The sequence below is a fragment of the Xanthobacter sp. AM11 genome, from assembly GCF_047444035.1.
GTDB lineage: Bacteria > Pseudomonadota > Alphaproteobacteria > Rhizobiales > Xanthobacteraceae > Xanthobacter.
This window is the reverse complement of record NZ_JBLAOA010000001.1, coordinates 668,076-680,543: the sequence shown is the minus strand read 5'-3', so window position 1 is coordinate 680,543 and position 12,468 is coordinate 668,076. Positions and strand designations below refer to the sequence as shown.

General features: G+C 62.6%; 12 protein-coding genes and 1 tRNA gene. 6 read left to right on the top strand and 7 right to left on the bottom strand.

Annotation, left to right across the window (positions count from 1 at the left end):
- Nucleotides 1–17 precede the first annotated feature (17 nt).
- A complete protein-coding gene (locus tag ACI7BZ_RS03245; protein ID WP_414115760.1) occupies nt 18–1,646 on the bottom strand; it encodes a sensor domain-containing diguanylate cyclase in 1,629 nt (542 codons plus the stop codon).
- Nucleotides 1,647–1,893: 247 nt separating this feature from the next.
- On the opposite strand from ACI7BZ_RS03245, the gene ACI7BZ_RS03240 reads away from it, so the two are divergent.
- From ACI7BZ_RS03240 to ACI7BZ_RS03230, 3 genes are all read left to right on the top strand, one after another.
- Nucleotides 1,894–2,571 (top strand): YggS family pyridoxal phosphate-dependent enzyme, encoded by a 678-nt coding sequence (locus ACI7BZ_RS03240; RefSeq protein WP_414115759.1) that lies wholly within the window; start codon nt 1,894–1,896, stop codon nt 2,569–2,571.
- Nucleotides 2,572–2,615: 44 nt separating this feature from the next.
- Nucleotides 2,616–2,691, top strand: a tRNA-Glu gene (locus ACI7BZ_RS03235).
- Between the two features lie 400 nt (nt 2,692–3,091).
- Nucleotides 3,092–4,468 carry a transposase gene (locus ACI7BZ_RS03230; protein WP_414115758.1) on the top strand — a complete coding sequence of 459 codons (1,377 nt, stop codon included), beginning with the start codon at nt 3,092–3,094 and terminating at the stop codon, nt 4,466–4,468.
- Between the two features lie 159 nt (nt 4,469–4,627).
- Here the strand turns inward: ACI7BZ_RS03230 and ACI7BZ_RS03225 are convergent, their stop codons facing one another.
- The 4 genes from ACI7BZ_RS03225 to ACI7BZ_RS03210 form a co-directional block, all read right to left on the bottom strand.
- Nucleotides 4,628–5,137, bottom strand: a complete 510-nt coding sequence (locus ACI7BZ_RS03225; protein ID WP_414115757.1) for a hypothetical protein — start codon at nt 5,135–5,137, stop codon at nt 4,628–4,630.
- 266 nt (nt 5,138–5,403) lie between these two features.
- Nucleotides 5,404–5,841 carry a type II toxin-antitoxin system death-on-curing family toxin gene (locus tag ACI7BZ_RS03220; protein ID WP_414115756.1) on the bottom strand — a complete coding sequence of 146 codons (438 nt, stop codon included), beginning with the start codon at nt 5,839–5,841 and terminating at the stop codon, nt 5,404–5,406.
- Nucleotides 5,838–6,062, bottom strand: a complete 225-nt coding sequence (locus ACI7BZ_RS03215) for an AbrB/MazE/SpoVT family DNA-binding domain-containing protein (RefSeq protein WP_414115755.1) — start codon at nt 6,060–6,062, stop codon at nt 5,838–5,840. Before ACI7BZ_RS03215 ends, ACI7BZ_RS03220 begins: the two co-directional genes overlap by 4 nt.
- Before the next feature lie 99 nt (nt 6,063–6,161).
- Nucleotides 6,162–7,172, bottom strand: a complete 1,011-nt coding sequence (locus ACI7BZ_RS03210; RefSeq protein WP_414115754.1) for a PGN_0703 family putative restriction endonuclease — start codon at nt 7,170–7,172, stop codon at nt 6,162–6,164.
- 150 nt (nt 7,173–7,322) lie between these two features.
- On the opposite strand from ACI7BZ_RS03210, the gene ACI7BZ_RS03205 reads away from it, so the two are divergent.
- A complete protein-coding gene (locus tag ACI7BZ_RS03205) occupies nt 7,323–8,174 on the top strand; it encodes a hypothetical protein (protein ID WP_414115753.1) in 852 nt (283 codons plus the stop codon).
- Between the two features lie 157 nt (nt 8,175–8,331).
- Here the strand turns inward: ACI7BZ_RS03205 and ACI7BZ_RS03200 are convergent, their stop codons facing one another.
- The gene (locus ACI7BZ_RS03200; RefSeq protein WP_414115752.1) at nt 8,332–8,571 is read right to left on the bottom strand and encodes a hypothetical protein; all 240 of its coding nucleotides are present in this window, start codon (nt 8,569–8,571) and stop codon (nt 8,332–8,334) included.
- A 390-nt stretch (nt 8,572–8,961) separates the two neighbouring features.
- Nucleotides 8,962–9,333 carry a hypothetical protein gene (locus ACI7BZ_RS03195; RefSeq protein WP_414115751.1) on the bottom strand — a complete coding sequence of 124 codons (372 nt, stop codon included), beginning with the start codon at nt 9,331–9,333 and terminating at the stop codon, nt 8,962–8,964.
- Nucleotides 9,334–9,973: 640 nt separating this feature from the next.
- Here ACI7BZ_RS03195 and ACI7BZ_RS03190 point away from each other — a divergent pair.
- Both ACI7BZ_RS03190 and ACI7BZ_RS03185 read left to right on the top strand, forming a co-directional pair.
- Entirely contained in the window at nt 9,974–11,218 is a 1,245-nt protein-coding gene (locus tag ACI7BZ_RS03190; protein ID WP_414115750.1) for an MBL fold metallo-hydrolase, read from the top strand.
- Nucleotides 11,219–12,121, top strand: a complete 903-nt coding sequence (locus ACI7BZ_RS03185) for a hypothetical protein (protein WP_414115749.1) — start codon at nt 11,219–11,221, stop codon at nt 12,119–12,121.
- Nucleotides 12,122–12,468: the final 347 nt, after the last annotated feature.

Genomic DNA, 12,468 nt, shown 5'->3' with positions numbered 1-12,468 from the left:
TGCCGGCCGGGGGAGGCTCAGGCGTGGGCGACCACCATGTCGCGCCCGTTGCGCTTGGCTTCGTAGAGCGCGGTATCGGCTGCCGCCACCAAAGCGTCCGGGCTGCCGTCCAGGGTCGGGACCATGGAGGCGACGCCGATGCTCACCGTCAGGCGCCGGCGCAGGGAGCCGGGATGCTCGATGGCGATCTCTGACAGAAGCCGGCGCACATCTTCGGCGAAGGCGACGCCCCCCTGGAGCTGGGCGCCGGTCATGAGCACGATGAATTCCTCACCGCCATAGCGGGCGACGAGATGGGTCGTGCCCGTGGCGGCGGCCGAAAGCATGCGGGCCACCGAGCGCAGCGCCTCGTCGCCGGCCACGTGGCCCCGGGTGTCGTTGAAGGCCTTGAAATGGTCCACGTCCAGCATCACCAGCGTCAGCGGCAGGCCGTCGCCCCGCGCGCGCACCCAGTCCTGCGAGAATTGCACGTCGAAGGTGCGCCGGTTGGCAAGGCCGGTGAGGCCGTCGGTCCGCGCCAGGGAGGCGAGGCGCCCGTTCATGATGCGCAGCTCGCTGTTGCGCTGGGACAGGCGCTGGGCCATCTCGTCGAAGGCCTGCACCAGCGGCGCGAATTCGCGCACGCCCATATCGTTGACATGGGCCGCCTCACCCCGGCCCACCGCCGCCACCGCCCGGGTGAGGCGCGAGATGGGCGTGATGACGAGCCGCTCGGCGGCGAACCAGGCGAGCAGCAGAAAGCAGCACAGGGCCACCACATGGGCGACGGCGGTGGCCAGGATCTTGCGGTCGATGGGGCTGAGCACCCGCGTCGTCTCGGAGCCCACCACCACGTGCACGTCCAGCCCCTCGAAGCGGTTGAAGCCGTAGATGCGCTCCTTGTCGTCGAAGCCGGGCATGGTCACCACGCCCTCGTCGGCGGCCAGGATGGCGCGGGTGAGCGGATGGTCGGGAAAGCGGTGTTCCACGATATGCGGCAACGGCGGGTAGCGCACCAGAACGGCGCCGCCTTCGCCCACGACCTCCACCACCACGCCGGCTTCGACCGCGCTGCCGGCGGCGATGCGCGAGAGCCATTGCAGGTCCAGCACCACGCCGGCCACCGCCAGCGGGGCGCCGGCGGCGTCGCGCTCGGTCCGCAGCAGGAACACCACGTTGCGCCCGGAGAAGCGCGAGAGGAACAGCTCCGTCATGTGCACGTCGTCGCTGGCGAGGGCCGCCTTGAAATAGGGCCGTTCCGCGATGTTGAGGCCCATGCCCAGCGGCGCATGGGCGCACACCACCTGTCCGGCGGGGTCGGCCACGAACGCGCCCTGGATGCCGGAAACCTCATCGGCAAGGCGGGTGAGCAGGCGGGCGCAGCCCTGGGGGTCGTCCACCAGGCCGGCCGATTGCCGCGAGAGAACCTCCAGCACCGTGCGCGCGCGGGTGAGCCCCTCGAGCTGGGCGAGCGTCGCCCGGCGGGCGAGGTCGCGCACGTCGCTTTCCACCTCGAGGATGAGGGCTTGCCGGTCGCCGATAAGGGCGATGACCCGCTCGGCCGAGAGGGGCAGGGCCACGAGGCAGATGAGAAAGAGGATGCGCAGGCGTAGGCTCGAGCGCCGTGTTGCTCCGGCGGGAGGAACCACGCCACTCCGTTCGACCATCGCTCGGCCTTGCTCCCCCGCGCAAAGAATCCGATGGACTGTGCCACCCGGCTCCCTGCGATCTTCTAAACCCATATCGAGGGTTTGGGGAGATACGTTCGGACCGCCCGGCCGGATGGTTTTCCACGGAATCGCAAGCTGATACCGTCCTGCAACGGGAAAGCCGGCGTGGCGGCACGCAAACGGCGAGACCATGGGCATCCGCCCGCAGAAAGAGTGTACGCATCCACAGGGGGACAAGGCGGCCATGGGCATGAGCGAACGGCTGGAAGAGGTACGCGCGCAGGTGGCGGAGGCCTGCCGGGACTGCGGGCGCGCCGAGGACGCGGTAACCCTCATCGCCGTCTCGAAGACCTTTCCCGCCGCCGACATCCTTCCGGTGATCGCGGCCGGGCAGAAGGCATTCGGCGAGAACCGGGTCCAGGAGAGCCGGGAGAAATGGCCGGACCTGCGCGCGGCCCATGCGGGCCTGGAGTTGCATCTCATCGGGCCTTTGCAGTCCAACAAGGCGCGCGATGCGGTGGGCCTGTTCGATGCGATCCACACGGTGGACCGGCCGAAGATCGCCGCGGCCCTGGCCGAGGAGACGGCGCGCGCCGGGCGCCAGCCGCAGCTGTTCGTGCAGGTGAACACGGGGGCGGAGCCGCAGAAGGCGGGCATCCTGCCGGAAGCCGCCGACGCCTTCATCGCCGAATGCCGGGAGCGCCACAAGCTCAAGATCTTCGGCCTCATGTGCATTCCGCCGGTAGGCGACGTGCCCGACCCGCACTTCGCCCTTCTGGCCAAGATCGCCGCGCGCAACGGCCTTTCCGGCCTTTCCATGGGCATGAGCGCGGACTTCGCCGCGGCCATCCGCCAGGGGGCGACGCACATTCGTGTGGGCAGCGCGATTTTCGGCCACCGCCCGGCCCTCAAGGAGGCTTGATGTCCCGCCGATTCGCAGATATAGAGGCCCCCTTCCCGCGGGATGCTCCCATCGTCTAGCGGTCTAGGACGTCGCCCTCTCACGGCGAAAACAGGGGTTCGATTCCCCTTGGGAGCGCCATTCTTTTCAAGACCTTAGCCCCGCCCGATGCGGGGCTTTTGTGTTTCTGGGAAGAATTTGGGGAGTATGCGTCGGCGGACGCGGGCGGATTTTGGCGGGATTTGGTGAGTCGGTGGGGTGGGACGAAGGTCGCGCGCTCTGGGCCTCAGCTAGGCGCATCTCTCCGCGATGCGATGGACCCCGCGTACAACTGAGCCGAAAGTAGCCGGCTTGGCGTCCCATCAGCGAGCAGGAGGCTGCGCGGTGCTTAGCGCTTCCTTCTCGCTGGGGTTGACCCATTGCTGACGCTCGACAATCTTTCAGCGGCGTCCGCTTTGCGCCCGATTCCGTTGAAAAAGTCGGCGTTGCTGTTGGGCCGAAGTCCTGATTCAGTTGTCCTTGCGGATGGAGGGACGAGGCGATGATGGGCGAGCGGACCGGGGTGCAGGAGGCTCTGTTCTACGAGTTCAGCCTGGAGCGCCATGTCCCTGCCGGCCACCTCGTGCGGGCCATCGACAGGTTTGTCGACCTTTGCGGCATCCGGGCGCACCTCAAGCCTTTCTACAGCGAGACCGGTCGGCCCTCGATCGACCCGGAACTGATGATCCGGATGCTCCTCGTCGGCTATTGCTTCGGCATCCGCTCGGAACGGCGGCTGTGCGAGGAAGTCCACCTGAACCTTGCTTATCGCTGGTTCTGTCGCCTCGGGCTCGATGGCCGCGTGCCGGACCACTCGACTTTCTCCAAGAACCGGCACGGCCGTTTCCGCGACAGCGATTTGCTCCGGCATCTGTTCGAGACCGTGCTGCAGCGTTGTATCGGGGAGGGCTTGGTTGGCGGAGAAGGCTTCGCTGTAGATGCCAGCCTGATCAAGGCCGAGGCCAGCCGTCAGAAGGGTGTCGAGGGCAAAGCGGGGCTATCGCCCGAGGCAGCCGGACGCGCGGTCGAGGAATATCTCGCCGTGCTCGACGATGCAGCTTTCGGCGCGGCCACCGAAGTCACGCCAAAATTCCTCTCGCCGGCAGATCCTGCTGCCCGCTGGACCGGCGCACATGGTGGCCAAGCCTTCTTCGCCTATTCCACCAACTATCTGATCGACGTGGAGAACGCGATCATCGTCGACGTAGAGGCGACGACGGCGATCCGTCAGGCCGAAGTCCTGGCAGCGAAACGCATGATCGAACGTTCGATGGACCGCTTCGACCTTTACCCGGCACGGCTGATGGGCGACAGCGCCTATGGCTCCGCCGAGATGCTTGCCTGGCTGGTCTATAAGCATGGCATCGAGCCGCACGTTCCGGTGTTCGACAAGTCGGGACGTCGCGACGGCACCTTCAGCCGAGCCGACTTCACCTATGACCGCGAGGCGGATGCCTATGTCTGTCCGGCCGGTAAGCTCTTGCGGCAGCGCCAGAAGTTCTACCGCACACCCAAGCCCCTGGTCGATGAGGATGGCATGATGCGCTATCGCGCCAGCAAGCTGGACTGCGATGCCTGTGCCCTGAAGCCTCGCTGCTGCCCGACCACGCCTGCCCGGAAAATACCCCGCTCGATCCACGAGGGCGCCCGCGACATGGCGCGGGCCATCGCCGGCACCGACGCCTATGTCACGTCGCGGCGGCAGCGGAAGAAGGTCGAGATGCTGTTCGCGCATCTCAAGCGCATCCTGAAGCTCGACCGCCTGCGCCTGCGAGGCCCGAACGGAGCTCGGGATGAGTTCCACCTCGCCGCAACCGCCCAGAACCTCCGGAAGCTCGCCAAGCTCCTCCCGAGCGCGCCGCAGATCAGCCCGGCATGACCGGAGAAGGCGTCCGCTGGCGAAATCCGGCTCCGTGCCAGCACGCCTCACAGGCCGACTTTTTCAACGGAATCGGCCCCATACAGACCATTCGTGATAACCGCTGCGGACTCCTACACCTGGCGCAGACGTTGTCTGAACCCGTCTTGCGATCTCCGCTCACCCGACGGCGCTTCGCTCTGCCAATCCTTCGGCCAACAACTGCAGTGTGTTCACTAGCAACTGCACCGCCCATTGCGGAGAGACAACGCTCTTCTTGGCGCCGAATGATAAGCTGCAGAAGGTCCTTCGGGTGGTCGGCCCATTGTCGGCGCTTGCGACGAGATGAAGGGTCGGCGACAGCGTCAGGCAGAGATGCATTGCGTATGGATCGTCAATGGGACCGGCGACATACTGTTCGGCGCCCGAACCCGCAGGTTGATAGCGGATGCAGAGGGGCAGGCGTTCCTGGGCACCGGCATGGGGGACGCCAAGGGTGATGCTGGCGCGGTGCGTGGCCGACGGGTCGATGCTGAACGTCACGCCGATGTGGGGCTCGATCGTGTCGAGCGAGGTGAAGAGGGCCGGGTCGCACCAAGCTCTGATGATTGCTTCGGACGGTGCATGGATAAGACGGCGGTGTCGGACGAGCAACGGACGCGGATGGGCTGAGGAAACGTGGGGGAACATGAAGCGACCTCTCGCATGAGAAGAGCGCCTCACCCCGGCCTGGGTGGCTTTATGGAGAAGGTCGAGAGAAGGACCAACGATATTTTCGCTGGTCGAAAATAGAAGGGAAGAGAGAGGATTGTTTCTGGTCTTGAGATGGAGGGCCCAGGCTGGGCATGAGACGCTGCCGGGCAGAAGCGCGCCGGCAAAGGTCATATAGGAATAGTATCGTCCTCAAAACACGGGACACCTGTTCAGAGTAAACTCACTTTCTCCAGAACAGTACATCACGCCGCATTCAGAGCTGCCTCTATTTTCCTTGCGAGATCCTCTTCTCTCAACTCACTTGCGGCCAGCGCCAACCATGTCTTCACTGCTGTGGCGTCGTCCATGGTCAGTTCGTAGCCGTTGAGGGCGAGAAACAGCTCGCACACGACGAAGGAGGTGCGCTTGTTGCCGTCCACGAAGGGATGGTTCTTGGCGATGCCGTAGGCGTAGGCAGCAGCCAAGGCCGACACGTCGGAGGCGGAAAGCCGCACTTGGCCAGCTTCGTCATGCTGCATGTAGTGGTAGCGGTTCTTCGGGCGATCGAGTGCCGTTTCCAACAGCCCCTCATCCCGCACACCCCTGCCGCCGCCATGCTCCGCGAGCTGGGCATCATGAACGGAGAGAACAACGGCCTTTGTGACCCAGCGCGGTTCCTGCCGGACGGCCGGCTCGTTCACTTCGCCAGCTCACGCAGCACGTTGCGCCGCTTCTTCATGATCTTGCGGGCTGCCTCCATCTGCGCCTCGAACTCCGGTTCGTAGGGCGTGAGGTGATAGCCATCCGGCGTCTCGGTCAGATAGAGCGTGTCGCCCTGCTCCACCTTGAGGCGGGCCAGCACCTCCTTGGGCAGCACGGCGCCGACCGAATTGCCGATCTTTCCAAGCTTGAGCGCGACCATGGCGACAGCTCCTTCCGTATGTACAGATGTATGAACGAACGCAGGACGTCAAGGCAGGTCCGCTTCCGCGCCCAGCTGAGCGGGCCTGCGTCAGCCCAATCACTCCTCGGTAAAGGGCTCCCAGTCGTCGATGAGACGATGAACCAGCGAGAAGTCCGTGTACCGGGCATGCAGGCGCGCGGAGAGGTCGGCGTCACCCGCTTCGCCAACGGCCGCGATCACATCCTCCAGGGCCAGTGCCATGAAGGGCACCCCGTCAGGCCGACGGTCGAGCATGGAGCGGTAAAGCTCCACGGCATACCAGGCCTCCCGGTTGGCGGCAGGCGCGATCGTGACGAAGAGGCCATGGGCACCCTGCCCCCACCGCTCGCGGATCAAAGCGGCCAGGAGATGCTCGGCGGTGAGCTGGGCGAGGTGACCGGTCAGAAGGCTCGGCGCCTCGGGATCGAGATGAAGGGCGCAGGCACGGGTGAGTTCCCGATACCGGGCAGACCCACTCCGTCCCGGCTGTCGCATATCCTCGGAATACTTGACCTCAATGGCGATGAAGGCGGGCCTGCCGTCCGGGCCGGTACCGCTCACGAAGAGGTCGAATGCGGTGTAGTCGCCAAGATAGCGCGGATCACCACGCCCCGGCGAGTGCTCGAAGGCCAGCTTCTCCACCTTCGCGAAGAAACCGGGGAAGAGGCGCTCGAAGAGCCGATGGCAGCGTTCCTCGTCCACCTGGCACAGTGCGAACAGGTTGAAGGTGAGCGGCTGGCTCGACAGGAGATTCTCCCACAGGCGCTGCTCATCGATGAGGGCGCCATATTCTCGATAGGCTACGGCACGGCGAGCCAGCCGGGCGATGTCCGGCGTCAAGAAATTACGGCCCTGCTTGGCATCCACTTCGCTGAGACGACTTCCGAGAACACGTTGACTGCCACTCCGGGATCGATGCCGCCCCGGCTTCATTCCGCACATTTCACGCCAAGTCGACTGGAGCAAGCGCGCGCAGCATGCAAATCGTGTGTCGCCAGACTCGTCCACATGAAATCGACGTAAAATATCCCTAGGAACCACGGGCAAGGTTGCGTTAACTTGCCCATAACCATCTGATATATCGTCCATTTTGTCACCACTTTCGCGTCCGGTGACATAAATTCCCGCGGCGCTGCGGCGATTTAACACACCTCCAATTCAACGTGTTTGGGCGTCCAAAACGCTATATTAGAGGCCGGCTTTTTCCGGCGCCTTCTCTAGTTACCTCTGAGGCGCTTGATGACGACCTATCTTCCCCGCTCCCTTCTGTCCGTCAGGACGATAACTCTGCCGCCTGGCTTCGACTGGCAATGGTTGTGTGAACAGCCGGCCATTCCGTTGATGCCTGTGGCCCAGATCGCCGAAGCCAACGAACCCCCTGCCCGATCGCGCGAAGGTAGCCGCTACATTCGACGCTATCAGGTATTTGACCTGTATGATGCGATCTGCTTCGCGAATTATAAGGGTGCAATTCTTAATATAGAGCTGACTATTTCCTGGAAGTTGGCTGGTATATCATCGCCCACAGACGTGAATCGGGCTTACAACGTGCTTATGGACCGATTTCGGAAATTCATGGTCCAGAGACGTTATCCAGCTTACTATTATGCTGTTTTTGAGAACGACCGTAAGATTGGCTATCACAATCATATCGGGCTTCATGTTCCGAACAGCCTCCAAGCTGCCTTCCGGCGCTGGATTAAGAACATCGAGCTAGAAATTGTGCAGGGCACGACTACAGGTCGACTGTTTCACATCAGGCTCCACAAGCAAAGCAGCGTCAAGAGCCAGTGGCAATGGTTCAAGTATTGCGTGAAGGGGCTAGATCCATCGCTGACGAAGCGCGATAAGCAACTCGGAAAGCCAGACGCCAATTCGCTCGCTGGCGTTTGGCGACGGGAAACCGGATATGTTGAGCTTCAACGTGTCCGGATCGCGCGATCACTCGGACATAAGGCCCGCAGGGACGCGAGCTACACGCCAAAGCATTGTATTACCAACATTAGCGAGCCAAACCGCTATAGCGACTGGGAGTTTGAGAGGGGCCGAGTGGATAGGGGGGAAGTTATCGTCCAACTGAGCGACGACTGAGGGGTGAGCACACGTCTGGGAGCACTCCATTTTCCGGCGTTGGATAATGGAGTGCTCCATTTCCCGAGCAACAGAGGCGCGCGCCAAAGAATTGTATGAAAACAATGAGTTAAATGGCGCATTTTGGCTGTGCGCGATTTTTTGAGCCGACCCCTACTTAATGGGAAGGAAACAGACGGCTCAGGAGGGCCTCCAGGCCCCTGTCCTGCTGGGGCAAGCCGCCATCACGAACGATGGTCCCCCGGCCGGGGTAGAAATTCCACTGGTCAATCTTGAGCTGGTACAGCGTCTTGCGCTCGAACATGATCCCGAGGCTGTTGAGGCGGTCGATGGCTTGCACCATTTTGGGCGGGTCATCGGGGAGTGGAGCATCAGTTTGGATGGTGGTCTTGGGCATGGTTTTCTCCTTTAGCCAGCTCCTGCTCAGCATTGGGCCCAGGGGGGCATTGGTGCTGGGGGCTAGAGGGAGTGCTGGTGGTCATGGAGATGTTGGTGGGTGGATGGTGGGTGGATGGTGGGTGGATCGATCGGTGATCGAAGGGGGATATCGCGATATTGTGCGCGACGTACAGCCTGAACACCGACGACCTGCGTCGCGTTTCGGGTGTGGCCCAGACAAGCTCGGGCGCGTTGAGAGCGGAAATAGTCTTTAGGGACCCAAGGGATACCAATACGGCATTCGTTCTAATCGCGAGACCCAAGGGCTGCGCCGATATTGAATAAAAAACGGCCCCGTCTCCCTTGGCTTCGGGAGACGGGGCCCTGTCCGGCCGGCACTTTTAGAACATCAGTCCTTCTTGGCCCCCAGACCGAAGGGCTGCAGCCCAGAAAGATCCGCGCCCGGTGGGATTTCATCGCGGGTGTGGCCGAGCAGCTCGAGCATGCCGTCAATCCCTTTCTGTTCAAGCACTTGACCGTCACGGACAATCAAGCCCTTTCCGGGATAGAAAGTCAGGTCTCGCACCTTGAAGTAGGTCTGATCCTCATCCATGCGGAAAGGAATGTTGAAGATGAATAGCATCTCCGAAAACTCTTCCGTATCAAAGACTTCACGGACAAACTCCTGGTAGGTTTCCACCTCGTATATCGAAGTCTCCGTTGGCTGGTCCTCGTGCGGCGGTTGTCCGGAGCAGGCCGCGGCTCGGTTACGCTCCTCCATCACCCAGCTCCGCCAGGCAGTGCGTGAAGCCAGTCCCGGGCTGCGTCCATGGTGCCCAGAGTGCGGCGGCCGACCTTCTTGATCTTCAGCTGTCCGGATTCAATTTCCTTGTAGGCGAGTGACCGGCCGATCCCGGCCCACTTACAAAACTGCAGAACTGAGAGGGCACCATGCCCGTTTTCTTGTGCCATATTCAGCCTCCATTTGAAGTTGGCTCTGGCGATATAGAGGCAGCTTCGCGCATGACTCATCGCGGTAGCGATTTTTTTGCTGGGGCTTCGAAGCAACTGGGCGGAACCTCTACGCGGAGGCTTAGCCGTCGGGGGCGGGCCGGAGCTGCGGCAGCATTGGCCGCCACCCGATAACGGCATCCAGACAATCAGCTCGTAGAGTCCTGGATAGGCGCTGCCAACACAGCGCGTGCGCCAAGGCTGAGTGCGGGTGCTCGCATTCGCCATCCCACGCCCGCTCGGCAAGGGCCGGACGAACATCGACAAGATCGCTGTCCACGACTCCGCTTGACGCCCTTCGCCTCCTGCATCCGGATTTGACGTAGCGGCGTGGTAGCGCTCGACCGCGATCTGTCTGGAGCGGACGGCGGCAATTTGCCGAGGTTCGTGTCCGGTGGATGGGGGGAAGCATGCGGGCGCGCATCCATCGCGGGACAAAGCAGATCGGCGGCTCCGTGATCGAGCTGGAAGCCCAGGGGCAACGTCTGCTGCTCGACTGCGGCCTGCCTCTGGATGGCGATACCAATGATGAAGCCGTGCTTCCACCTGTACCCGGGTTCTCGGAGCCCGACCCGTCGCTGCTCGGCGTCGTGATCTCCCATGGCCATCGCGACCATTGGGGATTGCTCGGGCGGGCTCATGCAGGGTTGCCTATCTTCTTGGGCTCGGCCACCGAACGTATTCTGAACGCCTCCGCCTTCTTCATTCGCGACCTGCCGGCCATCTCGGCGGCCGGACACCTCGCGGATGGCGAGCCGCTGTGTATCGGCCCATTCACAATCACGCCGCATCTGGTCGATCATTCGGCGTTCGACGCCTATGCGCTGACAGTCGAAGCTGGCGGGCGACGCCTCTTCTATTCGGGCGACATCCGCAGCCACGGCCGCAAGGGTGCCCTGTTCGAGCGGCTGCTGAGCCGGCCGCCCCAGGGCATCGACGTGATGCTGATGGAGGGATCGAGCCTCGGACGGCTGGATGAAGATGCGCGCTTTCCCACCGAGACCGAGATCGAGGCCGCGCTGACGGACGTGATCCGTCGCACGCCCGGCATGGCGTTGGTGGCCGCATCGGCCCAGAACATCGACCGGGTGGTCTCCATCTTCCGCGCGGCGAAACGCTGCGGGCGCAAGCTGGTGGTCGATCTCTATGCCGCCGAGATGCTGCACGCGACGGGCAGGGACAGCATTCCCCAGACGTCCTGGCCGGAGGTGGCCTTGTTCACCCCGCGGCACCAGCGGGTCAAGGTGAAGAGGGCCGAGCGCTTCGACCTGATCGAGCGGCACAAGAGCGGTCGCCTTTATCCGGAAGACCTTGCTGCGCATCCTGAGCGATACGTGCTGCTGTTCCGGGCAAGCCTGCTCGACGATCTGGTGAAAGCCGGATGCCTCTCGGGTGCCCATGCCATCTGGTCGCAATGGGCCGGCTATCTGAAGGATGAGAAGACCGCCGCGCTCCTCGCAACGCTGAAGGCGCACAGCGTCGGCTTCGAGGTCATCCATACCTCGGGCCACGCCTCGATCCCCGATCTGAAGCGGCTCGCGGGCGCCATTGCGCCGCGGGTCCTGGTGCCGATCCACACCTTCGAGGCGGACCGGTTCCCGTCCCTGTTCGAGAACGTCTTCGTGCGGCACGACGGCGAATGGTGGGAGGTGTGAATGGCTGGGTTCAAGCGTGGCATCCGCAAGCCGGGCATGATGGATGCCCTTGCGGAACTGGCGGCCCAGCCAAGCTGGTGGCGCGACGTGCTTCAGGACGAGAAACTCATCATCGGCGTGCGCGACAACTACCTTAATGTCTATTGGCACGGCCAGTCCATCTTCAAGGTAGAGATGAAGAAAGAGAGGGGGATTGTCGCCACAACGCACCCCAAATATCTCCTAAATCCAGATCTCAAGCGTCAGATTGCTCTCGACCCGTCCACAAGCGAGTTCCGCTTCGATCCAAATCTCCTCCTCACGCACCGTTACGTCCCAGGTGAGACGCTGGAGAAGCTCAAAAAGGCGGCCCAGCGCTACGCGGGCAAAGAAAAGCGTGGTGTGCAGGAGATCGCCGAAGCCAACACGAACCTCGTCGATGTCGAGATCGCGTTTCGAGAAGATGCCGAGGGCCGCCGCGTCCCACGTATTGATTTTGCTACTTTCGAGGAGCGCGCATCCGGAATCGAGTTGGCTTTCTGGGAGGCAAAGCTATTCGGAAATGCGGAGTTGTCAGATAACGAAGACAAGGGGGTTATCGCACAAATCAAAGGTTACGACCGCTTTCTGATTCAAAATCGCGATGAAATTACAACAAATTATCAGATAATCGCGAAAGATATTTCACGTATCGTAGAAATGAGCGACGGTGCACGTTCTTTGTCGCCTGCCATCCGTCGCATCGCGGATGGAGAAACGCTGCATCTCACAAAGCCTGATGATGTACGCCTCGTGGTATTTGGGTTCACAGAACAACAGCGCGACGGAATCCTAATGCCTCTGTTTACTCGGCTCGAGAAGCACCTTGGATCAGGGCGCTTCTTGGCCCGGGGTAAGTCCTCGGGCATGCGCCTGAAACTGTGAGCCGGCGACCTCGGTCCCCGTTCCTTGTCCCCGCCGCCAGCGCCCGCAAGAGTTGTTCCGCATCCGCTCCGGCCCGGTGCCGGGACGGAGCTTCCTCCATCGCCGCCAGAACAAGTTCGCAGCACCCCTCCGGCAGGGTGCGCAGCAAGCCGGCCCAATTGCCGAGGCTGAAGCTGGGCCTGATGCCTCCGGCATCGAACAAGCGTCTCGGCGCCCCGAGGTCCACCTCGTGGCCCTCGCGCGAGGCCGTCTGTTGACAGAACCGGCCGATGAAAACGCTCTCTTTCCAAACTGATGGAGAGCGCTCAACCGGCCGGAACTGTGAGATGTGCGGGTGCGGGCGGGCT

Bases quoted from the DNA above. Each gene is read 5' to 3' on its own strand.
- ACI7BZ_RS03225 (WP_414115757.1), bottom strand. From the start codon at position 5,137: ATGTTCCCCCACGTTTCCTCAGCCCATCCGCGTCCGTTGCTCGTCCGA.
- ACI7BZ_RS03200 (WP_414115752.1), bottom strand. From the start codon at position 8,571: ATGCCCAAGACCACCATCCAAACTGATGCTCCACTCCCCGATGACCCG.
- ACI7BZ_RS03215 (WP_414115755.1), bottom strand. From the start codon at position 6,062: ATGGTCGCGCTCAAGCTTGGAAAGATCGGCAATTCGGTCGGCGCCGTG.
- ACI7BZ_RS03230 (WP_414115758.1), top strand. From the start codon at position 3,092: ATGATGGGCGAGCGGACCGGGGTGCAGGAGGCTCTGTTCTACGAGTTC.
- ACI7BZ_RS03245 (WP_414115760.1), bottom strand. From the start codon at position 1,646: ATGGTCGAACGGAGTGGCGTGGTTCCTCCCGCCGGAGCAACACGGCGC.
- ACI7BZ_RS03190 (WP_414115750.1), top strand. From the start codon at position 9,974: ATGCGGGCGCGCATCCATCGCGGGACAAAGCAGATCGGCGGCTCCGTG.
- ACI7BZ_RS03195 (WP_414115751.1), bottom strand. From the start codon at position 9,333: ATGGAGGAGCGTAACCGAGCCGCGGCCTGCTCCGGACAACCGCCGCAC.
- ACI7BZ_RS03240 (WP_414115759.1), top strand. From the start codon at position 1,894: ATGGGCATGAGCGAACGGCTGGAAGAGGTACGCGCGCAGGTGGCGGAG.
- ACI7BZ_RS03210 (WP_414115754.1), bottom strand. From the start codon at position 7,172: ATGGACGATATATCAGATGGTTATGGGCAAGTTAACGCAACCTTGCCC.
- ACI7BZ_RS03205 (WP_414115753.1), top strand. From the start codon at position 7,323: ATGACGACCTATCTTCCCCGCTCCCTTCTGTCCGTCAGGACGATAACT.
- ACI7BZ_RS03185 (WP_414115749.1), top strand. From the start codon at position 11,219: ATGGCTGGGTTCAAGCGTGGCATCCGCAAGCCGGGCATGATGGATGCC.